Source organism: Alkalibacterium indicireducens (genome assembly GCF_039522005.1).
GTDB classification, from domain to species: Bacteria; Bacillota; Bacilli; order Lactobacillales; family Carnobacteriaceae_A; genus Alkalibacterium; species Alkalibacterium indicireducens.
This window is the reverse complement of the sequence record NZ_BAAADA010000215.1, coordinates 1-24,068: the sequence shown is the minus strand read 5'-3', so window position 1 is coordinate 24,068 and position 24,068 is coordinate 1. Positions and strand designations below refer to the sequence as shown.

Sequence of the window (24,068 nt, the reverse complement as noted above, 5' to 3'; positions counted from 1 at the left end):
GTAGGCAAAAACCAAAAGTCAAGTAATAAGCATAAAAATGTGAAAAAATTTAAAAAAAGAAAATAAGTGGAGGGAAAACTCAAAAGAGAAAACCCTAAATCCACTTATATAGAGCATCTATAGTTTCCTAGGTGTCTCTAACTCTATAAGGAGTGAGGTATTAAATGAAGAAAATATTACTGACAGTAACCCCCTTTGTGGATTATCCAGGGTCTATTCCCAATGAATTCGTATCTCGGCATCTTGCGAGGCAGCTTATTGAAGAAGGCTTCGATGTCCACATACTTGCAAATAAATCGCAAAGTAAAAACTGGCCAAAAGAAGCTAAGGTCATAAATGGAAGCATTACGAAACCTGACGATACTCCTCTGGCATTTGAAAATATAGATGCAGTATTTCTCGCAGGAGCTATTCCGGAAACTGTTTACGAAGCTGTAAATATGGCTAAAGAAGCTGGTGTAAAGAAAATAGTAACATTATCTTCACATGGTCCTGAAATAGAAATTCAATTTCCCCCCGACAGCTGGTATTGGTTAGCTATTGATGTGGTAGTTGAGCGTTCGGAGATTAAACATACGCGTATTGTTCCTTCAAATATTATGGCTTCTACTCTGGTTGGAGACCATTATTCAGCTGGTAAAAGTTGGGCAGAACATATAAGAGAAGATAGCCTAATTCAAGAGCCATACGTTCATACAAAAGTCCCTCTGATCCATGAAGAAGATTTAGCATTCGTAATTTCTAAAGAACTTCAACAAGTCAATTTATCTAATAAAACACTGCATGTTTATGGGCATTCTATAAGCCCTTTGGAGCGCAAAAAAATCCTAAGTGAAGTATTAAATAAAGAAATAAAATTCAAAGAATTAACCTCAGATGAGGCTTTTGAATACTTCCGCCAGGAAGGGCTTGATGAGTATGAAATCTCTCACAGATTAGGAGTACTTGAATCCATTTCAAATAACCCAGTTGAATTTAACTCTGAAATTACAAATATTATTAATAGACCTCTAAAAACATATTCTCAATGGGTTAAAGAGCATACTTCATTCTTGAATGGATAAACATAAAATAAATGGAAGGGTAATCGCATAACAGCACCTAATGCCCCACGAACGAGGCGCGATTGTTGAAGATCACATCAGAAAATGATCTAACTTTTTTAACAGGGGTCAGGTTCATGATGGCATTCAGGATCGTCGTTTTACCGACCCCGTTCACGCCGACGAGACAGCTGATTTCTCCTTTTTCGATCGTAAAGGACACGCCGTTCAGGACTTTTTTCCGTCCGAACTGTTTATGGATATCTTTAACTTCGATCATTTTTAAGCCTTCTTTCTATTTGCAAGTTCCTGTTCGATCATGGGCATCAGTTCTTCAAGATCCATGTCGATAGGGTCTATAGCGGAAACGAAGCGAGTGATCGCCTGGTTCAGCCATTCTTTTTTCAACTGATTAAGCACATTCGGATCTTCACTGATCCGGCTGGGTTTATTCGGTTCTGTAAAGATCAATCTCTGTTCCTCCATTTCGCTGTAGGCCCGCTGAACGGTGTTCGGATTGATTTTAAGCTGATTGGCCAGCTGGCGCCTCGACGGCATTTCAACCCCAGGTTTCAGCTCACCTGAGACAATCTGTTTCTTTAGATGGGTCATGACCTGAAGATAGATAGGGTCACGCTTATTAAACGTTACACTCAAACTCAGGACTCCTTTCGACTGGTACTCATGAATCAATCCGTAGTGCTGGGATAGACGGCATGAGGGTAATGTACCGTGTGTACTAAGCAGGTAATACACTAGGTGTAAAAAAAGTAGAGCCGTCAGTTCTGGCTCACTGTTCAAAGTGTATTATATGCTTAATACAATTCAGGTGTCAACTATTTTTTTGCATTTATTTACAATGCCTATCCTTGCTCGTCACCTCGCACTTTTGATGTAGAAAAAAAGTCCCCGTCACTCAAAGGAGTAACAGAGACCGGTGAAGGCATTATTTACTTGACCGTGCTAATTTTCCGGATAGAATCGGTTTTTTTGACGCACCTGTCAGCTGACGTTTGAATGCGTAGTAGGATCCCAGTAGAGGGAACAGCGCTGCGACCCAGGCAAGCGGATTAGACAGCCCCACACCGACAAAGCCCAGTGACTGTGACAGAATCAGAGCAGCTCCGACACGTGCAAACAGCTCGAACAGTCCGGCAAGAGTTGGGGCAGTACTTTTACCTAATCCCTGAAGTGTATAGCGGTGAACGATCAGGATAGCCAGGAAGACATAGAATGTCGAGTTCGTCATGAAGTATAGGCGAGACATGTTAAGGATCTCGATATTTTCAGGTCCGACGAACAGCATAGCAATCTGTCGTCCGAAAATGACCAGCAGCGCACCGACTACAACACTGTAGCCTAATGTCACTTTCATTATTTTCTGTACACCTTCCCATACACGGTCCAGATTTCCGGCACCATAGTTCTGTGCGGTATAAGTGGCCATTGTGACACCGACAGCCATAAGAGGCTTGGTAGCCAGGGCATCGATTTTTTGAGCTGCAGTCGTTGCAGCAACAGCTTCAGGTCCAAGTGTGTTCAAAGTCATAGTAACAGCTATCATACCGATGGCAATAAGTGATGTCTGGAAGCCCATAGGGAAAGCAATAGAAGCATGTTCTTTGATCTGTCTGAATCCGGCAGTCCAGTCTTCTTTATGAATTCTGAACATAGGGACATTTTTTTGAATATAAACGAGACCGATCACGCCTGAAACGAACTGTGAGATGACTGTTGCCAGCCCGGCTCCTGCGACGCCCATATCGAAGACCAGGATGAAAACAAGGTCTAAAATAACATTCAGCACTGATGAAATGGCTAGAAAGACAAGTGGCGCTTTTGTATTTCCGATTGCTCTAAGCAGGTTGGATACCAAGTTGAAAAGAACAACTCCGCTTAGTCCCGCGAACATCATAGTCAGATAGTCATTAGCGTACCCGAACAGTTCCTGTGGTGTATTCATGAATTCTAGAATATTGCGTCGGAAAACAAGTGACAGAATGGTCAGCAAGACACTCACCGTACCTGCGATGATCACGCTGGCGGCAAGGTTTTCTCTGATCGCTTTTTCATCTTTTTTTCCGAAACGCTGGGCAGTCAGAACGGCCAGTCCGGAAGTTAATCCAATGGCCAGTCCCAAGACCAGAATGTTGATGCTGTTGGTTGACCCGACAGCAGCAAAGGCATTGACACCGATCGTCTGGCTGACAATGTACGTATCCGCCATCTGATACAGCTGCTGCAGTAAATTTCCTATTATTAATGGAAACGTGAAAAGTAAAATTAGTTTCAGTGGGTTTCCTTTAGTCATATCTTTGTTCATAAATAATTCCTCCTGTATAATGGCAAAACATGTTTAAAAGTGCTTATAGTAATTGTTTTCATCTGTTTTCCATTGATGAGTCTTTTGACTAGTATAGGTACTTATAAAAAATAAGCAAGGGATTAGGTCAGATAGTTGTGACAATTTGTTGAACACGTACAAAATGCCACAGTGACTGCGTTCTCATCGCTTTCATGGAAGGATTCGGGAATCTGCTTTAAATGTAGACGAATTATGAACCGGCCTTGCGATTAATCTGTCAGATGGATTAAGGAGCAGTAAAAGGAATTAAAGCGTTATGAAATTAGGAAAACACTCTCTTTTTTAAATGATTTTCAGTGTGTTATAATGATAACTGATGAATTCTGGAACAAGAGGCTGGGTAAAAGCCTCGATAGTCTGGTAAGATAACTGAATAACACAGTGAAATATAATGACTTTCAAGTCACACATACTAAAAATAGAATTGAAAAGACATGACATTAATGAAAAGAGTGAATAGGAATGAAGACTGATCATAAAGCGGTCGTTTTAGGGTGCAATTATTATATCGGGTTAAGCATCATCAGATGTCTAGGACAGCAGGGGATTCATGTAACAGGGGTCCACTATCAGGAAGAAGGCGCCTATGCATTTAAATCAAAGTATTTATCTGAGCGAGTGATTGCCCCTCACCATGAAAAAGAGGCAGAACAGTTCAAGAACTTTCTGATTGCATATGCTAAAAAGCAGACACACAAGCCAGTTTTGTATCCCACGGCAGACCCGTTTGTTCTGCTGATCGATAAATATTTTGATGAACTGAAAGAATACTACTTGTTCAACCAGACCCAGAAGGGCTTCTGGAGCGATATCATCGACAAGGACAAATTGTATCTGCTGGCGGCAGAGCATAATGTACGTGTACCGAAAAGCTTCAGCACAGATGATGAACACCTCATTGAAAAAGTCGAAAGCGAACTGGGATACCCATGCATCATCAAGCCGTTCGATTCGTCGACCTTCGTTTCTACATTCAGACGCAAGCTGTTTAAAATCAATAATAGAGAAGAGCTTCTTGAAAAGCTGGAAGCAGTGAAGGAAAAAAATATCGATGTCGCTGTCCAGCAGCTCATTCAGGGGTTCGACGATCATATGTATACCTTTGATGCTTACCTGAACCAGGATGCAAAAGTGACACACTGGCTGACAGCACAAAAGCAGAGGCAGTACCCGATCAACTTCGGTGCGTCTGTTTACATCAAGCAGACTCATGTACCGGAACTGGCAGAAATAGGCATTCCGTTCCTCGAAGGTATCGGCTATAAAGGTTTTGCGGAAATTGAGTTCAAGAAAGACGAGCAGACAGGAGAATATTACCTGATTGAAATCAATGCCCGGACCACGAACTTTAATCAGATGCTTGCAGAATTGGGCTTCAATATGCCGCTGCTGGCATACAAAGAACTGACAGGACAACCGATAGGAGAGCAGACTCTGGAGGAAACGACAGGATACGGCTTCCACTACATGTATGAAGACTTACATGCCACACGAGCATATCTGGCGTCCAAGCAGCTGTCAGTCGGTCAAATTGCTAAAACGTACACAGATAAACGAGTGGGAGCAATATGGGATCGTAAAGATCCAAGACCAGGATTCGCTTATCTAGGTGTTCTTTTGGGTAAAGTGAAGAAGAAGCTGTTTTAAGAAAAAGTGAGTGAGCTGTCAAGGATCAGCTTATTAAAAAGGAGAAACAATACATGCGCTTATCAGAATTACTTGAATCGATAACACTCATCGATTCTATAAATCAAAACGATGTTGAGATTGATAAAATAGCCTATCACTCTGGAGAGGTCGAGTCCGGCACATTGTTTGTCTGCATTAAAGGGTATCAGACTGATGGACATGAATATGCTACAAAAGCTGTGGAGCAAGGGGCTGCGGCTCTAGTTGTCGAACGTTTTATTCCTGATCTTGATGTCCCTCAATATAAGGTAGAAAACAGCCGTCAGGCTCTGGCTGCACTTGGGGACCGTTACTATGATCACCCATCGAAAGATTTCACAGTGATCGGAATAACAGCGACGAATGGAAAAACTTCTACTTCGTTCATGACCAATTCTATTTTGGAAGAGAACAAGCTGAATACTGGGCTTATCGGGACAGTCATGGTCAAGTACGGAAAAACTGTTGTACCGAGTGTGCTGACGACGCCTGAGTCTCTGGATCTTCATGGATATTTTGCAAAAATGAGACAGGAAAATATATCTCATGTCACTATGGAAGTATCTTCTTCGGCGCTGGACCTAAGTCGAGTAGGGAATGTGGATTTTGATATCGTGGCTCTGAACAATATCAGTCGGGAGCATATTGATTTACATGGCTCTTTTGAAGAGTACTATAATGCTAAAGCAAGTCTGATCAGAGAAGCCGGATCAGGTCAGTTTGCTGTTTTAAATCTTGATGATGACTATTCGGCATCCTTAATCAGTCAGACAGAGGCCTACGTAGTGACTTACGGCTTGAAAGATGATTCCGGGCACTTATACTGCTCAGATCTGGATATTGCGAGCGGGAGAGGCTCCTTTAGAGTGGAAGTTAGAAAACCGTTCAAGACGATCACGGGCAGGACGATTGAACAGACCAGTTTCAGAATAGACTTGTCTGTAGCAGGCTATCACTCTGTGTATAATGCAATGGCGGCGGTCACTATCGGTCTAATCAGTGGCGTGGACATTGAGACAATACAGTCCGGAATAAGCAATTTCAAAGGTGTTGAACGTCGATTCCAGTTCATATATGAAAATGATTTTAAGATCGTGGATGATCATTTTGCAAATGCAGGGAACATAGATGTTACCCTTGAGACTTTGACCAAGATGGATTACAAGACACTTCACATTGTTTATGCGATCAGAGGAAGCCGTGGTGTGACAACTAACCGTGAAAATGCTGAGGCTTTAGCTAAGTGGGCGCCTAAATTAGGTCTGGAAAAAGTTATTGTATCTCTGAGCGAATCCCATGTCATTGATAAAGATGATGTACTTCCTGAAGAGCTTGAAGCCTTTAAAGAAGAAATGGACAAAGTTGGTGTGGAAATCGAACTGCACAAGGAAATGCCGGATGCACTCCAGTCAAGTCTGAAGCAAGTACAGAAAGGGGATGTCATCCTTCTTGGCGGGGCACAGGGAATGGACTTTGGAGCCAAATATATTCTTCATCAGCTGGTTGAAATGAGACCGGAACTCGATAAAGAATCGGTGCTGAAGCCCTTGACTCAAAGAGTAGCTGGAATAGATGAATCCTTCCTTGATAAGGAACGTAAATAGTAAAGCATTGAGGGTTAGTGAATCCCTTCATCAGGAGCATACAAAAAAACCGAAAGAACCTTTGTACATTGGACAAAAGATCTTTCGGTTTTGCTTTATACACTGGAAATTAATTCCTACTGGTGAATTATTTTAATTTTGAGGAAGCAAAAGTCGTTTCCAGATCTGACATGTCGTTTTCTTCTTCCAGAGTGATGGCCATGCGACCGGACAAGGTTCGTTTAGTTGAGCGGTATGCCATTACCAGAGGAACGAAGGCCGCAAACCAGGCCAGCGGATTGGCAATGGCAGCACCTATGAAACCTAGCGGGATGGACAGGAAGGCTGCTGCACCTATACGCGCCAGTAGTTCACCTATACCGGCAACAGTAGGAGCCAGGCTGTTTCCAAGTCCTTGAAGCGTGTGTCTGTATATGAAAAGAACAGACAGGACAGCATACAATGTAGAATTCGACAGGAAATAGAACTGAATCATGCGTAAAACTTCCGCAGGGGCATCAACACCGACGAACAAGGTTGCCAGATTTCGTCCCCATATCATCAGTAGAATACCGATCACGATACTGTAGACGACACTCATTTTTACAGCTTTATCGACACCGTACCAGACACGATTCAGTTTTCTGGCACCGTAGTTCTGAGCGGCATAGGTGGACATCGTCACCCCGAAGGACTGCAGGGGAAGGACAGCAACAGCATCGATTTTTTGAGCAGCTGTATAGGCAGCCACTGCAGTAGCTCCCAGCTGGTTCAATGTGATGGTGATTGCCACAGAACCGATTGCGATAATCGAATACTGAAAACCGTAAGGCAGACCGATTCGTAGATGCTCTTTAAATTCTGCAGCACTGAGTTTCCAGTCTTCCTTATGAATTCTGAGAATGGGCACTTTCTTCCATATATAAAGCAGACATAGCACACTTGAGGTGATCTGAGCAGTTACCGTCGCCAGAGCAGCCCCTCTGATACCGAGATCGAACACCAGGATATAGGTATAATCCAGAATGATGTTCAGAAGAGAAGTAATGATAAGAAAATAAAGCGGTGTTCGGCTGTCACCAATGGCACGCAGAAGATTGGCCAGATAGTTGAACATGATCACTGCACCGATTCCTCTGAACAGGACATTCAGATAATCGTAGGCATACGCATAGGTTTCTTCAGGCGTCTGCATGATCGTAAGTATTTCTTCAGTAAAAGTCGTCGTCAGTATAGTCAGTACCACAGCGATAGTTACACTGATTATCAGGCTGGTTGCCAGATTCTGTCTCAGGCTTTTTTCATCTTTACGACCGAAACGTTGAGCGGTGATCACCGCCAGCCCGGCTGTAATCCCGATCGCCAGTCCAAGTATCAGAAACTGGAGACTGAGAGTTGAGCCAATGGCAGAAAATGCCGTGACTCCGATCGTCTGACTCACGATGAAGGCATCCGCCATATTATAGAGCTGCTGAAATAAATTACCGATTAATAAAGGGATCATAAATCCAATAATCAGTTTCACCGGATTTTCCTGGGTCATGTCTTTTTTCACATGTCATCCTCCTAGCTGTAAATGAACAGCGCATGACAAAGTGTCACTTTTTACGCGTCATCGATTCCGTATAATTAAATTAAGTACCCAGTAATTATAGCCAGAAAAAATATAATTACAATAGAAAGCGACAAAATAATTTAAAATATGTAGGGACCTTTAAAGTTAAGCGGATAAAGCAACTTAGGTATGAATGTATGAAAGATTTTGCTATACTCGTTTTGACCATATAATTAGTAAGCTGATAATATCTGTATGACCATAAAGCCACGGTACATAGGATCACAGAAGTAGCAGCACAAATAACTTAAGAAGTGCAAGTAGCAAGTATATTATAGAAGAAGAGGGATCCGTCAATGAATGAACGAATAACTAAATCGATAAAAGCAGATAGCCTGCGTGCACTGAAAAAACTCATAAATATTCCGTCTGTCAATACAACCAACGGGAATGAACGATCTTTTCCTCCTTTTGGAAAAGGCATCGATGCAGCTTTGAAAGAAACGCTCAACATTTGTGACAAGCTGGGGATGGATACCTTCTATGATCCTGAGGGCTTCTACGGCTATGCAGATTATGGAGACGGTGAAGAGACGTTAGGTATTCTCTGCCATTTGGATGTCGTGCCTGAAGGAGACAAAGAAAAATGGGATAGTGATCCGTTTACAGCAACAGAGCAGGATGGTGCGGTCTACGGCAGGGGAACTCAAGACGATAAAGGTCCGACGATTGCTGCTTTATATGCATTGAAAGCTCTTATCGATGCTGAAGAGACCTTCAGCAGAAAAGTCCGCTTTATTTTCGGAACTGATGAAGAAACCTTGTGGCGATGCATGAAAATGTACAAAGCGCATGAAACGATGCCGGACCTTGGATTTGTGCCTGACGGGACCTTTCCTCTTACTTATGCGGAAAAAGCGTTGCTTCAAGTCACTCTGACTGGACCTGGTGCAGCAAAAATGGAGGTCCACTGCGGAGAATCACCAAATGTTGTACCGGATACTGCTGAGTATTCGGATGGTCAAGTCGACCAGCTTTCTGCAGTGTTTGATCAGATGGATGTGCCTTACACAGTAGAAGATAATAGAATCATTGTACATGGGAAAAGTGTGCACGCGAGTCAGGCTCAGGATGGAAAAAACGCGATCGCCCTTCTCGCAAAAGGACTGGTAGGTTTCCAGCCTCATCCGGCAGTCTCATTCATCGGAGAAAAAATAGGAGTGGAAACAAACGGCTTCACTCTGTTCGGAGAAGTTAGAGATGATATCTCCGGCGAGCTCACGCTCAACGTCGGTAAGCTTGAAATCAATGATAATTATTCTGAAGTGGTGCTGGATATACGTATCCCCGTCACGCACGATAAGCAGAGAATCGAAACAGCGTTGAAGGAAGCCGTAGAATTATACGGCCTAGAATACAAGGAATTCGATTATTTGCCGTCTCTCCATGTCCCAGTTGAAAGTGACCTGGTTCAGACCTTGCTCGACCTTTATAAAGACAAAACAGGTGATGATTCAGAACCGACGTCAACTGGAGGAGCGACTTATGCAAGAGCGATGCCTAACATGGTTGCTTTCGGCGCTCATTTCCCGGGGCAGGAAAGTCTGGCCCATCAGGAAAATGAGCATATTACTCTGGACGACTTCTATACTGCCATGGATATTTATTCAGAAGCGATTTTTCGTCTAGCTTGTGTGAACTGACTAGACTTAAAATTTATTGACAATCAGATTACAGTTTGACTTTTTTTGGGACATATCGCTTTCTCTCGTTTTATAATGATACTATAATAATATTACGTTTTTAGTTGTATGTTTTTGTAATTTTATTATATTATTGCACGGTTTCAGGTCTGGAGTGTTTAAAATGAGTGAAAAATCGATTTATCTGCCTCTTCAGAATATAGAGGTTAATGCCAATACATTAAAAATTATAGCAATAGTCGCTATGTTCGTTGACCATTTTTCTCGCCTTGTCACTGAATTCGGCAGCTCCGAACGCTGGATTGCCCATCTAGCGGGAAGGCTGGCTGCGCCCTTGATCTGTTATTTAATAGCTGAAGGGCATCATTATACATCAAACAAAAAGAGATACATTTTCAGGCTGTTTATTTTTGCAATCGTTTCTCATGTGCCATATAACTTGTACTTTGGACTTGGAATGTTCAGCGCTACAAGTGTAATCTGGACTCTCATGCTGGGAGTCATTGCACTAGCCGTGATAACAAAAGAGGATTGGAATGTATTAGTGAGAATGACTCTTCTGGGCATGGTCTTTATTTTCTCGATGCCTTCCAACTGGCACTATATCGGGGTTTTGTGGATCATTGTTTTTGGTCTCTTCAGGGAGTATCCTAAACTGAAAGTTGTTATCTTTGTGCTAGTTGCACTAGTTTTTTACATTCTACCCGGACTGCAGGACATGGGTCTCTATGCCAGCTACCGGTTCGGGGTACTGCTGACCATTCCTTTTTTTTGGTGGTACAACAATAAACCTGGCATGCGTAATGCCTTTACTAAATGGGGATTCTACTGGTTCTATCCCCTTCATCTGCTGCTGCTTTTTGCAATCAGACTGCTGATGGGATGACCAAAGTCAATGTCTATAGTCAGGACGAGCTGGACCCGATGCCTAAAAATGGGAAATAGGAGTTTAGAATTTGAACAGAAAAGAAACCGTATTGAAAACTGTTATCGCACTTCTAAGCTTGCTGATAGTAGCCGGAATAGTTTTCCTGATAAGCAGAACACTTAGTACGAACGATGTTGAGGAGGAAGAACAGGAAAGGCAGAGAGAACAAGTTGTAGAAGATCCTGTGGACACACCCCCTTCACTTCCTATATTCTATAATGATGTGTTTGAACTGCCTGTAATTGGAGCAGCCGGCTATACATCAATAGAAGAAGATCTATACGGGGCGCCGGACCCCACCTCTGAAATTTTTGCTGTTCTGCTGCCTGGAACGCCCTTTGAAATAAGAGCGGAATATGAAGACTGGTGGATGATCAGAACGGAAAACGAGGAAGGCTGGATCAGACACCAGGCAGCATTTATCAATATGCCTGATATTGCCCCCTCGATTGTCTATGATCATGCAAACAGCTATTCCTCGCTATTCATGTCTTCCTATATTGAGATCCCGGATGTCACTGGAGAGTCGATCAGTAATATGATCGACTTCAACGACCGTCTGAACAGAGAAGAATTTATATTTCCAATTTTATACAGTACGGCGCAGAAACTGTTTCAGGCTCAGCAGCTTGCTATGCTGAATGGAGAAACACTCGTCCTTTATGAGTCATTTCGTTCACAAGAAAACAGTGTGCTGGTCAGAGAATCTCTGGTAGAACTTATTGAAGAAAATGAAGAAGTAGGAGCGGGTGTGACAGAGGCACCTTGGAGTATCGGCTGGTTCATTCATTCAGGTATCTCCAATCATAACCGGGGAGCAGCTGTAGATATCAGTCTGGCTCAGGTGAACGAGGTTTCTGAGCGTGTAGTTGGGGATTACCTGTTTATGGAAGTGACTGATTATACTGAGTACGAGATGCACACCCCGATGCACGAATTGAGTGTCGATTCAGCTATTTTTGAGGAACCGATAAGCTCGTTGGATCGGGATGGATGGCGTGAACTGGACATTCATCCTGATGCGTCTGAGCATGCTGTGAGGCTGCAGGAATATATGGTTGGAGGAGGATTCACTCCTCTTGCTTCAGAATGGTGGCATTTCAATGACCTGGATATTCTTGAACTACTAGGTCCGGATGCCAGTACAGGAGATTTCGATATCAGTCGGACAATCAATAGTCAGCCTAAATGGCAGGATGTGCAGGAAAATATTGATTGAGACTGCTGGTTTTGAGTACAAACAATTTAGAAGGCCAGTAAAAACAGGTGAAATGAAAATCTGAAGTCAGTTCCCAAATACTAGTTAATGAAAAGAGTGAAACTAATTATATGGAACCAAATGTAATCGGTGTGCTGGGAGGGATGGGCCCGCTTGCTACAGCCAGTTTCTTTAGAAAAATCATCGAAGAAACCGAGGTCACTAAAGATCAGGATCATTATCGTGTGATTATTGACAGTAATCCGAAAATACCTGACCGAACAAAAGCCATTCTGTACGGGGGAGAATCTCCTCTATCTGAAATGATAAATACAGCACAGAATCTTGAAAAATCTGGGGCCACTGTACTGGCTATGCCTTGCATTACAGCGCACTACTTTCATGAAGAAATACAGAAGCATGTTTCCATTCCCTTTTATCATGTCCTTCAAGGATTAGATGAGTATTTAGCGGATAACTTTGCTTCTGTTACTAAAATAGGCGTGCTTTCTACAACAGCAACGAAAGAAACAGAACTTTTTCAAACGTACATTAAAAGCAAATCCGTTCTATTCCCCGATCAGTCGGTACAGGAAGAGAAAGTCATGCGGGCAATTTTCGGTGAGAACGGAATCAAACAGGGAAACAACGGCGAGTATCCAAAACAGTTGCTTAAAGAAGCAGCGGATCAGCTGATCGATGAGATGGGCTGCGAGCTGATCATTGGGGGATGCACAGAAGTGGAACTGGTCCTGGGATCAGACGATCTGAGTGTGCCTTTCATCGATCCGATGAGAGCGGCAGCGAGGATGCTGACAGGAAGATAAAAAACAAATCGTAGAATGCTGTAGTGATAATACACGTCTGCGTAAGAGTATAGGTAAATTAAGGAGATCTTAAAGTGAAATGGAGAGAAATAATACATCAGATTGAAGGTATCGAAACAGATGATGATCTGAATACTATTGAAATAGCAGGAATCAATGAACGGGCAGACAGAATAAGCGAAGGAGAAATTTTTGTCGCCATCAAAGGATTTCAGAAAGATGGACATGATTTCATTGACCAGGCTATTGATAATGGGGCAGCTATGATCATCGGGCAGAAACCTGTGACGGGGTTATCTGTCCCGTATGTTCAGGTGGAAGATTCCAGAAAAATGCTCGGAACACTGGCTGCAAGTTATTATGGCTATCCTTCAAGAAGTAAGTTAGTGATTGGAGTGACCGGAACGAATGGTAAAACTACGACGGGGCTCTTCACTACGCATCTGCTGAGAAAAGCAGGTTATACGGTCTCCTTCTTTGGAACGGTATTTAATGAAGTGAACGGCAGACGGGTGGACAGTTCATTAACTACTCCAAGCGCTTCGGAAATTCAGAAATTTCTGGCTGAATCAGATGACGAAACAGTCGTAATAGAGGTGTCTTCACAAGGTCTGCAGCAGCACCGGATGGAAGGAATGCTCTTCGATTATGGTCTGTTCACCAATCTCCAGCATGACCATCTGGACTATCATAAAACAATCGAAGAGTACTTTTCAGCAAAAAAGAAGCTGTTTTCATTTCTTAAACCCGGAGGGAAAGCTGTCATCAATATCGAAGACACATGGGGGAAAACTCTGAAAGACCTTCTTCTCGAAGAGGACATAGAGGTTCTGACAGTAGGAGAGTCAGATGAGGAGAACACTCATTTTACATTCCGTGCTGAAGGAGAGAGCGAACTCCTGATGGATGGGAAGACAGTTAAAGTGGATGCGCCGTTACCAGGCAAGCACAATCTGCTCAACTTAGCCATGGCAGGAACTGTAGTGAAAGATATAGGACATGATATCAGTAATCTGAATGAAATGATCAAAGACCTCGAGCCTATTCCAGGACGGTTTGAAGTGTATACAATAAAGGATGACGTCAAGGCGATCATTGACTATGCGCATACGGCTGAAGCGCTAGAGGCAGTCTTATCAACATGCAGGAGCTTGTATCCTGATCATAGAATATGCCATATTTTTGGCTTCAGAGGCAGTCGTGATCATTCCAAACGTGAGAAAATGTTCGATGCGTCCGTTTCAGGAAGCGACTGCACTCTTATGACACTGGATGATCTGAATGAAGAACCGGAAGAGATCATGAAAAACAGCTATATGAAGCTGGCACTGAAGCATCCTGAAGATAAAGTGAAGGTAATCATGGACCGGACGATGGCCGTCAAACAAGTCATTGACGAAGCAGAAGAAAAGACGCTTATTATTCTTACAGGAAAAGGACATGAAAAGTACACAAGCACCTTTAACCTCTCCACCCATACGGATAAAGAGACAATCGACTACTTTGTAGACTATTATTCATTTTAAACTGAGAGTTTATCTTTCCATCACAGGTCAGTTGACCAGGGTAAGGTAAACTTTTTTTCTATGCCTTTCTGGGATGAGTGTTGAAGTTGGTCTGTCTGGAAGGGGGGGTAATACAGACTGGGTACGGGCTAGCAGTGGAACTCGAAGAAGAGACGAACCTGAGTTGAGGAGCAAACGCGATAGCCCCGGAACTCGAATGGAAAATCGTAACTGAGTTCAAATGCAATCACTTTATGCTTTAAGTTTGAGAGGAGAGAACCCGTTAAAACGGGTTTTGACTACTTAATGAAACAGAGTAATCCTAAAAATAACTAATCTCTGGACATTATATATCTGAAAACAGATCAGCTACTAAAGATTATAAGAGAGGTAAAAAAAACCTTGACATCTATAGACTACAATTGTAAACTATAAATACGAACCAACGTTTACAATTGTAATCATAGGAGGGGTAAGATGAAGGACATACAAATTTCCCCGTCAGAATGGGAAGTAATGAGAGTCGTCTGGACGACGCATCCCATTACAAGCAAGGAAATCAGCCGTATCCTCAATGAAAAGAAAGACTGGAAACTAGCTACTACAAAGACACTTATTGGACGTCTGGTGAAAAAAGGGATGCTGACAACGGCGCAGAACGGTCGTCAGTACGACTACTCGCCAGCTGTTACAGAAGATGAAAGTCTGAAGGAAGCATCAGAGCATCTATTGAACCAGGTCTGTACTAGAAAAGTAGGCGAGCTTATCGAAATGATGCTTGAGAGCAGAACACTTAGCATTAAGGACCTGGAATCGCTGGAAAAAATTATTCAAATGAAAAAAGAGAATGCTCCTGAAGTGGTAGCCTGTGGATGCATTACCGGCCAGTGTACATGTAGTTAAAAGAGTGAGCGAGAAATAAGACAACTGGATAGTTGCGCTCGTTTCATTAAGAACAAAACCGAATCAGGAGGAGAAAATAATGGATTTAAAATCATATCCGGTCGAAGGCATGACCTGTGCGTCATGTGCCTCGACTGTAGAGAAGACGGCTAGAAAGGTCTCAGGTGTCGTCGAAGCATCAGTCAATCTGGCTTCCGAAAAACTGACTGTAAAGGTAGATGAAACAAGCTTTGATCCGAAAGAACTGGAACAGGAGATCGATGCATCTGGTTATACTGTAGTCATGCCTCAGGCTGTCAACGCAACCTTTAATATCGAAGGGATGACCTGTGCCTCATGTTCTGCGACCGTAGAAAAAACGGCATCCAGACTTGAAGGGATGGTTTCGGCGTCAGTCAATCTGGCCTCAGAAAAAATGAATGTCACATACAATCCGCTTAAACTTTCTGTGAGAGACATAGAAGATGCGATCAATCAGACGGGATACAAAGCTATCCCGAAAGAAGAGGATGAAGTAGAGGTAGACGGACCTACAGAAGAAGCGAGTGAGTCGAAAGAAGAGGTGCTCAAGCGTCGAGTCATCTGGACTGCTATTTTTACCGTACCACTTTTTTACGTATCAATGGCTCCGATGATCGGCATCATGCTTCCAGGACCGATCGATCACATGGCTAATCCGATTCCTTACGCTCTGCTTCAGTTGATCTTGACGATTCCTGTGATGTGGCTGAGTCGTTCGTATTTTGAGCAAGGGTTCAAAACCTTATCGAAAGGACATCCTAACATGAACTCCTTGATCTCGCTTGGGACGGTAGCTGCCTTCGTATATAGTGTAGCTGCCACTTATGCAATCATAGTGGATGGAGCAGATCTGGCGATGATGCTGTACTACGAGACAGCGGCTGTGATTCTGGCGTTCCATACACTGGGCATGTATCTGGAAGAGCGCTCCAAAGGGAGAATGTCTGAGGCGATCCAGAAGCTGATGGATCTGGCACCGAAGACAGCCCGCATCGTTCATAATGGCGAAGAAGAGGAAGTGGCGGTCGAAAGCGTCTCTCCAGGAGATATTGTCCGCGTTCGTCCGGGAGAGAAAATGCCTGTAGATGGTGTGATCATAAAAGGGAGGACATCCGTAGATGAATCCATGCTGACAGGGGAGAGCATGCCAGTTGAAAAGAGTGAAGGGGACGACATCATCGGTGCCAGCATGAATAAGAACGGATCGATTGATTATCGGGCAACTAAAGTTGGAAAAGATACCACCTTGTCCCAGATCATAAAGCTGGTCGAAGAAGCTCAAGGGTCAAAGGCGCCTATTGCCAAATTGGCTGATATTATTACCGGCTATTTTGTACCGATCGTTATGGTCCTGGCCCTCATTTCCGGGTTGGTATGGCTTGTAGCTGGCCAGAGCTTTATTTTTGCTCTGACTATTCTAATTTCCGTTCTGGTTATTGCCTGTCCATGTGCTTTGGGTCTGGCGACTCCAACTGCAATCATGGTCGGAACGGGTAAAGGAGCGGAACATGGGGTGCTGATCAAGAGCGGGGATGCACTGGAAACGATTCATAATGTCCAGACTATTGTCTTCGACAAGACTGGGACGTTGACTGAAGGAAAACCTGTTGTGACGGATGTCTTCGTTACTGAAGGCACTGACTGGTCAGAAGAAGACCTGTTAGCTTTGGCAGCTTCTGCAGAAAAAGGCAGTGAGCATCCATTAGGTGAAGCAATAGTTAAGGAAGCAGAAGAAAAGAACCTGAAGCTGCAGGAGGCGACTGATTTTGAAGCCATTCCGGGTCAGGGACTGACAGCTGAAGTGGACGGCATACGCCTTTATTTCGGGAACAAAAAATTGATGACGGAACAGTCTTTCGAGTATAATCAGATTGAAGCACAGGCAGATACTTTTGCGGATGAAGGAAAAACACCGATGTATCTGGCAGTCAACGGAAAGATTGCAGGGATTATCGCTGTCGCAGATACACTAAAAGAAAATAGTGTGAAAACAGTCCAGTTACTTCAGAAGCAAGGAATCGAAGTAGCGATGATCACAGGTGACAACACTCGTACCGCTAATGCAGTGGCTCAACTTGCCGGTATCGACCGTGTACTGAGTGATGTGCTTCCGGAAGACAAAGCCAATGAGGTGAAAAAACTTCAGGATGAAGGAAAGAAAGTAGCCATGGTCGGGGATGGTATCAATGATGCACCGGCGCTGGCTCAGGCCGATATCGGTATTGCAATCGGTTCTGGAACGGATGTTGCTGTAGAGTCTGCCGATGTCGTTCTGATGAGAAGCGATGTAAAAGAAGTGCTGACGGCTATTGAACTAAGTAAGGAAACATTGAAGAATATCAAGCAGAACTTGTTCTGGGCTTTCGCCTATAACGTAATTGGTATTCCGATTGCCATGGGCCTGCTGTTCCTGCTGGGTGGTCCACTTCTCAATCCGGTATTTGCGGCAGCTGCTATGAGTTTCAGTTCTGTTTCAGTTCTGCTGAACGCCTTGAGACTTAAAAAGTTTGCACCAACTTGGACACAGGCTAGTTAATCAGTAAATCGTATAAATTTGAAGGAGAGATTATTTATGAAATATACAGCAATAGTAGAAGGCATGAACTGCAATGGCTGTGCGAATTCAGTAAAAGCTGCATTCACACAGGTCGAAGGGGTTCAGGAAGTACAAGTAAAACTGGATACCAAAGAAGCAGAAATCGTTTCCGGGACGGAAGTATCTGAAGAGAAGCTCAAAGAAGCTTTAGCTGATACCACATACACTGTTGTTTCTGTTACCTCTTAATAAAATAAAGTCTGAGGGCTGTCCATAAAGCGTCAATGTGGACAGCCTGTTTCTTTTTATAATATGAGAACACTTTCAAAAATGTTATTCTTTCAGTCAAAATTGCTTACAGATACTAAAAAATAGTGTATCATTAAATCATCTCTATCAGATTGATAAATGGAAAACTATAAGCTGAACTAAAACTAGATACTTTTAAAGAAGGTGAAAGAATGAAAAAAGGTAAAGCATACGTACCATTTAGATTCAAATTATCACCCATCAAAAAAATGGCTATGATTCATTTTCATAAAAATCCGGATAGTGAATATGAGGCCTTCGAACTTCATTATATTAGCGGAGAACCATGGGGGGAAGGGTTCAGAGTTCTTGCCTGGCGTACTGATGGATACAGAGACTCATATGTACAGGATACGTTGACTATTTCTGAAGACGAAGAGATCTTGTCTATAGGCGGTAAAGGTCTAAAGGAACGGTACACTGTGGAGTTTGATGAAGGCTATTTTGAACATGCCAACGGTCAGCTGGATGCCGGCTTTGTTTTCAACGACAAATTGGGGCGCCGTATCGTGCTCTATGTCGATGAAAGAGTTGACAAGGACACTAAACCATTGACCTGGCTCCCGTCTGTAGGGAATCATATCCAGGAGCCTCACTCTATGCCTCTCTTTTTCCTGTATAATTTTGACTTCGCCAGAAAAAGAGATACTGAAATTTTCCTGTCTATCGACGGACAGGTAGTCGAAGTCGATCCCTTTGCTTTTCCCAAAGACTTTCAGGCGCGTTATTATGTTGAATTCTCGACTGATTCGGTCGTTACGAATTTTAATGAAGCTGGAAGATATACTCTGGAACAGGTACAGATCGATGAGGATGGCATTGCTAGAGGTGAACATAATACCTATCTTTATGAAACAACGAAAAATGATTTATATAAACTTAAGCGTATCACCGTGGATCACGAAACTAATCCTGTAGAAGTAACCTTCGATCCGGCATTCCCTAATCATCAGGAAGTCAAAGAAGGCCGACCGATTTACGGGGAGTTCAAGATCGTTCCTTCAGGAGAAGCCGGGTTCTTGAAAGGGAAATACAATGTAGTCCATCAGCAGGGGAAAGCAGTCATCAATTTATCTTTTCCGGAAAACTGGAATACACCTAAAGGGGCAAACATTGAGCGTGTCATCAACAGCATGACGCCTAACATCAAGTCATGGTACCGCACGTATCAGTGTACACAGGTAGTTAAACTGGAAAATATGGATACAACGGTTCAATGGAAACGTATCGATCCGGATAGACGTACGCTTTATTGATCAGGCAAAAAGGGGAGACAGCTGACGCGATTGCCGGCTGTCTTTTTGACGTTTCTAGAGTCGTGAACAGAACCAGACGTGCCGGTCGACGAGTTTGAACAAAAAAAGTGTATAACCAGGATAAAAAATAATATAGGCTTACACTAAGAGGATATTAGCTATCAGGGTAATCAGATAGAAAGGAAAGATAATATGAAAATTTTAGTGACGGGATTTGATCCTTTTGGAGGAGAGAAAATAAATCCGGCATATGAAGCAGTCAGACGATTGGATTCGGGAATTGCAGGAGCTGAAATCATCACTATGGAACTGCCGACCGTGTTTCATAACTCTTCAGAAGTTCTCAGGGAAAAAATTGAAGAGACTGATCCGGATGTAATTCTCTGTGTCGGGCAGGCTGGAGGACGTTACAGTGTTACGCCCGAACGTGTAGCAATCAATATAGATGACGCCCGAATTCCAGATAATAAGAGCAATCAGCCGATCGACGAACCGATTCAGCCAGATGGACCGGCAGCTTATTTCAGCACGCTTCCTGTCAAAGCCATGGTAGAGAAAATGAGGCAGGCCGGTGTGCCGGCGAGTGTGTCAAACAGTGCCGGAACGTTTGTCTGCAATCATATCATGTATCAGCTGCTCCACATCATCGAAAAGGACTTTCCAGAAAAGACCGGGGGATTCGTCCATGTTCCCTTCATCCCGGAGCAGGTCGTAGACAAGCCGAATCTACCGTCTATGCATCTTGAAGATATTATCCGGGCATTAACTGTGGGAATCGAAGCGATCGTCATGTATCATGGTAAAGAGGATATGAAAGAAACGGGTGGGACGATTCACTAAAGAGAAGGAAGAGAAGGGTTCACTCTCTTCTCGTACATAAGCGGGAGAAGGTAAGTATGCTTACTGGAATTGGATTGCTATTATTATTTGGATACATAGGAGGGAAACTTGTCTCCAGGACTAAACTGCCGCCGTTGATAGGGATGCTTCTTGTCGGAATGGCTTTAGGACCATATGTCCTGGACTGGCTGGACAGCGATCTTTTGACCGTCTCTCAGGATATACGAACCTTTGCTCTGATCGTCCTCCTGCTGAGAGCCGGCTTGGGTATTAAAAAAGATCAAATCAAGCAGGTTGGAACGATCGCCTTGAAAATCAGCAGTATTCCCTGCTTTCTCGAAGGTTTGACCATAACTGCCTTGGCGTATTATCTGCTTAACTTTTCATTTGCTGAAGCCGGAATGCTCGGGTTCATTATAGCCGCTGTGTCCCCGGCAGTCGTTGTGCCGAGCATGCTCGATCTGAAAGAAAAAGAATACGGGGAAGACAAACAGGTTCCGACCTTGCTCCTTGCCGGGACATCAATTGATGATGTATTTGCCATTACCTTGTTTACCTTCTTTCTTGGACTGGGGACCAGTGGCCAGGATACATCGATTGCTTTTGAGCTGGCCTCCATTCCGTTCAGTATAATCGCAGGCATGATGGGTGGGGCAGTCATTGCTCTTCTGGCGACATTCCTGTTCAAGCAGTTCGATAAGAAATACGTCGAGAAACTATTGCTGCTTTTAGCTGCAGCGATTTTGTTTGTTGAATGGGGCGAGCATGTCGGGATTGCCAGTCTTCTAGGAGTCATGACGCTAGGCTTTATTCTGCTTGAACGCATCCCCAATCATACAGCTCACTTTACCCAGTCTCTAGCCGGGCTGTGGATCTTCCTGCAGATTTTACTTTTTGCACTGGTGGGTGCCGAAGTGAATATAGAGGTGGCTTTGGAAGCAGGGGTGACCGGTCTATTAATCATCGCACTTGGACTGGTTGGACGCAGCATCGGTGTCTGGTTTGCAACAATGAATACCCCACTTAATAAAAAGGAAAGACTGTTCTGCATGATTGCGTACACGCCTAAAGCTACTGTTCAAGCTGCCATGGGTGGGATCCCTCTGGCTATGGGTGCAAGTCAGGGCGCGACGATTCTAGCCTTGGCTGTCCTATCTATCATTGTCACAGCGCCACTTGGTGCAGCGGCGATTTATGCAACTGCTCCGAAACTGCTGACTAAAGGAAAAAATAAAAATTCAAAAAAGATTTGACAAAGTATTCTGAAGTAAGTATAGTAATAATCAAGTTCTTGAAAATGAGAAAAACAGAAGAAAACAGTGTGAAAAGAAAAGTACATTTAGGACGTCTTCTCAGAGAGCCTGTAGTGGTGGGAGCAGGTAAGAAAGAATAAATGGAAAATGGTCTTGGAATTGGAGCAGGTGATCCCGGTCGGGTAAGCGTGCTACGGGTTCACCCGTTATAGTGACGCAGTCTACAGGAGTAGTGAATCAACACTGACGCCCTGTGTACTGGCAGAGGCATGACTGGAGACGGTCATGCAAACTAAGGTGGTAACACGATAATCATTAATTATGAGTCGTCCTTAAAAGAGTCTTTGTATAAAGATTTTTTTAAGGACGTTTTTTTATACAATTAAATAGCTATATACTGCAATGAAGAGTAAAGTACACTTACAAGACAGCAACAACAGAGAGCCTGGGCAGGTGAGAGCAGGTTTGCTTGAGCAAGTGGAAAATGGACTCGAAGCAGGGTACCGAGTGTCGGATAAACAGAACATCAGACATAAGGCTGCCATGGGTGCGCCCACTACAGCGCCGAAGCATCGCCTTCATGGGGTGCTTTTAAAGGAATCAGTCGTAAGGCTGGTTTGAATCAAGGTGGTAACACGGGCTTTTCGTCCGTCCTTAAGATCAGTTTAACCTGGTCTTGGGGACGGACGTTTTTTTTTGAAATAAAGAGGGGGAGACAGATGATTGAGCTGAAAAATATAGACGTGACTTTTGAGGATAGAAAACAGACTGTAAAGGCGGTTCAGGATGTATCGTTGACCGTCGAAAAGGGCGATATTTACGGCATCGTCGGATACAGCGGAGCCGGAAAAAGTACGCTGGGACGAACTATAAACTTACTGGATCCGGTCAATGAGCAGTCCGATCCATACGTCAATATCATTGTTGCAAGAGAAGAAGATGCCGATAATCAAGCTTATCAGAAAGTAGTTGAAGCCTATCAGGCGGAAGACACCAAAGAAGTCATTGAAGAAACGTCCAAAGGCTCATCCGTACCTGCCTGGGATTAATCTGAAAAGTTTACGAGCGAGTTGAAAACCGTTATCTTAATGAGTGAAAGGAAGGATAAAAATGAGCAGTGTATTAACGGAAATATCAATCAGAGAAGACGTGCAGGCCGGAGCAGATGAGGTCATCGCACTGAGACGCTACTTCCACCAGTATCCTGAGGCGAGCTTAAAAGAGTATGAAACGATCAGACGAATCAAAGAAGAGCTGGATAAACTTGGTGTCCCATACGAATCAGTAGGAGAAACAGGTGCAATCGGAACGATTACAGGGCAGAAAGGGTCAGGAAAAACCATTCTTCTCCGTGCGGACATCGATGCGCTGGAGTTGGAAGACGCCAAAGAGAAGCCATACAAATCGAAAAATCCTGGCCTACATCATGCGTGTGGTCATGACGGACATACGGCAGCCCTTCTTGGCGCAGCGAAAATCCTTAAAAAACAGGCAGCTCACTTTTCAGGAACAGTCAAATTGGCTTTTCAGCAGGCTGAAGAAATAGGGGCAGGTGCCCGTCAATTTGTTAAAGGGGGATTCGTTGAAAACACTGATCAGGTATTCGGTCTTCATTTGGATTCCAGTGTCCCGGTCGGCAGTATCGTATCCGTTCCTGGAGCGACGAACGCGTCATGTGATATATTCAAGATCAATGTTCAGGGAAAAAGTGCACATGCTGCTCAGCCTGACAAAGGAGTGGATGCCTTGCTGGCTGCGGCTGCCATAACCGTTGAACTTCAAAGTATCGTAGGAAGGGAGATCAGCCCTCTGGATCACGCCGTTGTCGCGGTCGGGGTATTGAATGCAGGGACACGCTATAATATTGTAGCTAATCACGCTGAACTGGAAGGAACCGTGCGTACATTCAGTCATGAAACGAGACAGTTTGTACTGGAAGCAGTTGAGCGCGTTGCAAAGCATGTGGCTGAATCCCACAGGGCCTCGATTACGTTTGAAAACTATGATGCTGCAGCACCACTTATCAATGCTGAAGAGCCGGCAGCACGTGCGGCAAGGGTTGCTGCAGATATCGTCGGAGCAGAGCGGGTCATCACCAGTCAGCCGAAAAGTCTAGGGGCAGATGACTTTGCTGATTTCCTGGCAGAAGCCCCAGGAGTTTATGCCAGGGTAGGGACCAGGAATCTGGATGATCCGGATACCTGGTACGGCCATCATCATGAGCAATTCGATATAGATGAAAGAGGTCTGCCTTTAACGTAATTCCGAAAGAAGTCTCCCACTTCTAAGCGTATGGGTGCGAAGCACCAGTGAAAGTGGGAGATGAATTTCGGTCAAGCGATAGCTTGAAGTGGTTAATCTGTCCTTTTTGTTGTATACTTTATTCAGTGGTAATCAACAGAAAGGAAGTGACATCAATGGAATTGGACAACAACAATCATTCAGTCTTCTCGATGTATTACCGCCTTGTCTTAGTTATAAAGTATCGAAGAAAAGTCATCACGCCCCCTGTTTCAGATTACGCCAAAGATATGTTTCTAAGAATGAGTACAAACTACAACATCACTCTCATCGA

The 24,068-nt window shown here is 43.7% G+C and carries 21 protein-coding genes, 2 pseudogenes and 1 other annotated feature; of the genes and pseudogenes, 19 read left to right on the top strand and 4 right to left on the bottom strand.

Features of this window, described 5'->3' with window-relative positions; genetic code table 11:
• Window positions 1–164 precede the first annotated feature (164 nt).
• The gene (locus ABFX15_RS11990; protein WP_204669990.1) at window positions 165–1,064 is read left to right on the top strand and encodes an SDR family oxidoreductase; all 900 of its coding nucleotides are present in this window, start codon (window positions 165–167) and stop codon (window positions 1,062–1,064) included.
• 37 nt (window positions 1,065–1,101) lie between these two features.
• Here the strand turns inward: ABFX15_RS11990 and ABFX15_RS11985 are convergent, their stop codons facing one another.
• From ABFX15_RS11985 to ABFX15_RS11975, 3 genes are all read right to left on the bottom strand, one after another.
• Window positions 1,102–1,323, bottom strand: coding sequence for an ATP-binding cassette domain-containing protein (locus tag ABFX15_RS11985; protein WP_346025627.1), 222 nt, complete (start codon window positions 1,321–1,323; stop codon window positions 1,102–1,104).
• A gap of 2 nt (window positions 1,324–1,325) precedes the next feature.
• Window positions 1,326–1,700: a GntR family transcriptional regulator gene (locus ABFX15_RS11980; protein WP_346025626.1), complete on the bottom strand. Its 375-nt coding sequence runs from the start codon at window positions 1,698–1,700 to the stop codon at window positions 1,326–1,328.
• A 289-nt stretch (window positions 1,701–1,989) separates the two neighbouring features.
• Entirely contained in the window at window positions 1,990–3,366 is a 1,377-nt protein-coding gene (locus ABFX15_RS11975; RefSeq protein ID WP_346025625.1) for an MATE family efflux transporter, read from the bottom strand.
• A gap of 504 nt (window positions 3,367–3,870) precedes the next feature.
• Here ABFX15_RS11975 and ABFX15_RS11970 point away from each other — a divergent pair.
• Together ABFX15_RS11970 and ABFX15_RS11965 are read left to right on the top strand one after the other, a co-directional pair.
• Entirely contained in the window at window positions 3,871–5,055 is a 1,185-nt protein-coding gene (locus tag ABFX15_RS11970) for a carboxylate--amine ligase (protein ID WP_346025624.1), read from the top strand.
• Between the two features lie 53 nt (window positions 5,056–5,108).
• Entirely contained in the window at window positions 5,109–6,680 is a 1,572-nt protein-coding gene (locus tag ABFX15_RS11965; protein WP_346025623.1) for a Mur ligase family protein, read from the top strand.
• A 127-nt stretch (window positions 6,681–6,807) separates the two neighbouring features.
• Here ABFX15_RS11965 and ABFX15_RS11960 read toward each other — a convergent pair whose 3' ends face one another.
• A complete protein-coding gene (locus tag ABFX15_RS11960) occupies window positions 6,808–8,214 on the bottom strand; it encodes an MATE family efflux transporter (RefSeq protein ID WP_346025622.1) in 1,407 nt (468 codons plus the stop codon).
• 356 nt (window positions 8,215–8,570) lie between these two features.
• Here ABFX15_RS11960 and ABFX15_RS11955 point away from each other — a divergent pair, with 356 nt between their 5' ends.
• The 16 genes and pseudogenes from ABFX15_RS11955 to ABFX15_RS11880 form a co-directional block, all read left to right on the top strand.
• Window positions 8,571–9,917: a M20 family metallopeptidase gene (locus ABFX15_RS11955; protein WP_346025621.1), complete on the top strand. Its 1,347-nt coding sequence runs from the start codon at window positions 8,571–8,573 to the stop codon at window positions 9,915–9,917.
• A gap of 163 nt (window positions 9,918–10,080) precedes the next feature.
• Complete coding sequence (locus tag ABFX15_RS11950; RefSeq protein WP_346025620.1) at window positions 10,081–10,803, top strand: TraX family protein; 723 nt, start codon at window positions 10,081–10,083, stop codon at window positions 10,801–10,803.
• 70 nt (window positions 10,804–10,873) lie between these two features.
• Complete coding sequence (locus ABFX15_RS11945) at window positions 10,874–12,064, top strand: SH3 domain-containing protein (RefSeq protein WP_346025619.1); 1,191 nt, start codon at window positions 10,874–10,876, stop codon at window positions 12,062–12,064.
• A 110-nt stretch (window positions 12,065–12,174) separates the two neighbouring features.
• Window positions 12,175–12,870 carry a cysteate racemase gene (gene cuyB / locus ABFX15_RS11940; RefSeq protein ID WP_346025618.1) on the top strand — a complete coding sequence of 232 codons (696 nt, stop codon included), beginning with the start codon at window positions 12,175–12,177 and terminating at the stop codon, window positions 12,868–12,870.
• 74 nt (window positions 12,871–12,944) lie between these two features.
• Entirely contained in the window at window positions 12,945–14,396 is a 1,452-nt protein-coding gene (locus ABFX15_RS11935) for a UDP-N-acetylmuramoyl-L-alanyl-D-glutamate--2,6-diaminopimelate ligase (RefSeq protein ID WP_346025617.1), read from the top strand.
• A 456-nt stretch (window positions 14,397–14,852) separates the two neighbouring features.
• Window positions 14,853–15,278 (top strand): CopY/TcrY family copper transport repressor, encoded by a 426-nt coding sequence (locus tag ABFX15_RS11930; RefSeq protein WP_346025616.1) that lies wholly within the window; start codon window positions 14,853–14,855, stop codon window positions 15,276–15,278.
• 79 nt (window positions 15,279–15,357) lie between these two features.
• Window positions 15,358–17,835 carry a heavy metal translocating P-type ATPase gene (locus ABFX15_RS11925; protein ID WP_346025615.1) on the top strand — a complete coding sequence of 826 codons (2,478 nt, stop codon included), beginning with the start codon at window positions 15,358–15,360 and terminating at the stop codon, window positions 17,833–17,835.
• Window positions 17,836–17,871: 36 nt separating this feature from the next.
• Complete coding sequence (locus ABFX15_RS11920; RefSeq protein ID WP_091266442.1) at window positions 17,872–18,084, top strand: heavy-metal-associated domain-containing protein; 213 nt, start codon at window positions 17,872–17,874, stop codon at window positions 18,082–18,084.
• Window positions 18,085–18,296: 212 nt separating this feature from the next.
• Window positions 18,297–19,400: a hypothetical protein gene (locus ABFX15_RS11915; RefSeq protein ID WP_091266445.1), complete on the top strand. Its 1,104-nt coding sequence runs from the start codon at window positions 18,297–18,299 to the stop codon at window positions 19,398–19,400.
• 192 nt (window positions 19,401–19,592) lie between these two features.
• The gene (pcp, locus tag ABFX15_RS11910) at window positions 19,593–20,240 is read left to right on the top strand and encodes a pyroglutamyl-peptidase I (RefSeq protein ID WP_346025614.1); all 648 of its coding nucleotides are present in this window, start codon (window positions 19,593–19,595) and stop codon (window positions 20,238–20,240) included.
• Window positions 20,241–20,296: 56 nt separating this feature from the next.
• Window positions 20,297–21,493 carry a cation:proton antiporter gene (locus ABFX15_RS11905; RefSeq protein WP_346025613.1) on the top strand — a complete coding sequence of 399 codons (1,197 nt, stop codon included), beginning with the start codon at window positions 20,297–20,299 and terminating at the stop codon, window positions 21,491–21,493.
• A 60-nt stretch (window positions 21,494–21,553) separates the two neighbouring features.
• Window positions 21,554–21,830, top strand: a binding site (T-box leader).
• Window positions 21,831–21,895: 65 nt separating this feature from the next.
• Entirely contained in the window at window positions 21,896–22,114 is a 219-nt protein-coding gene (locus ABFX15_RS11900) for a hypothetical protein (protein ID WP_346025612.1), read from the top strand.
• A 98-nt stretch (window positions 22,115–22,212) separates the two neighbouring features.
• Window positions 22,213–22,362, top strand: a pseudogene (locus ABFX15_RS11895) (ATP-binding cassette domain-containing protein); the annotation flags it as partial.
• A gap of 33 nt (window positions 22,363–22,395) precedes the next feature.
• Window positions 22,396–22,542, top strand: a pseudogene (locus ABFX15_RS11890) (MetQ/NlpA family ABC transporter substrate-binding protein); the annotation flags it as partial.
• A gap of 61 nt (window positions 22,543–22,603) precedes the next feature.
• Window positions 22,604–23,755 (top strand): amidohydrolase, encoded by a 1,152-nt coding sequence (locus ABFX15_RS11885; protein ID WP_346025611.1) that lies wholly within the window; start codon window positions 22,604–22,606, stop codon window positions 23,753–23,755.
• Window positions 23,756–23,910: 155 nt separating this feature from the next.
• Window positions 23,911–24,068: transposase (locus tag ABFX15_RS11880; RefSeq protein ID WP_346025628.1), on the top strand; the 158-nt coding region annotated here is incomplete at its 3' end.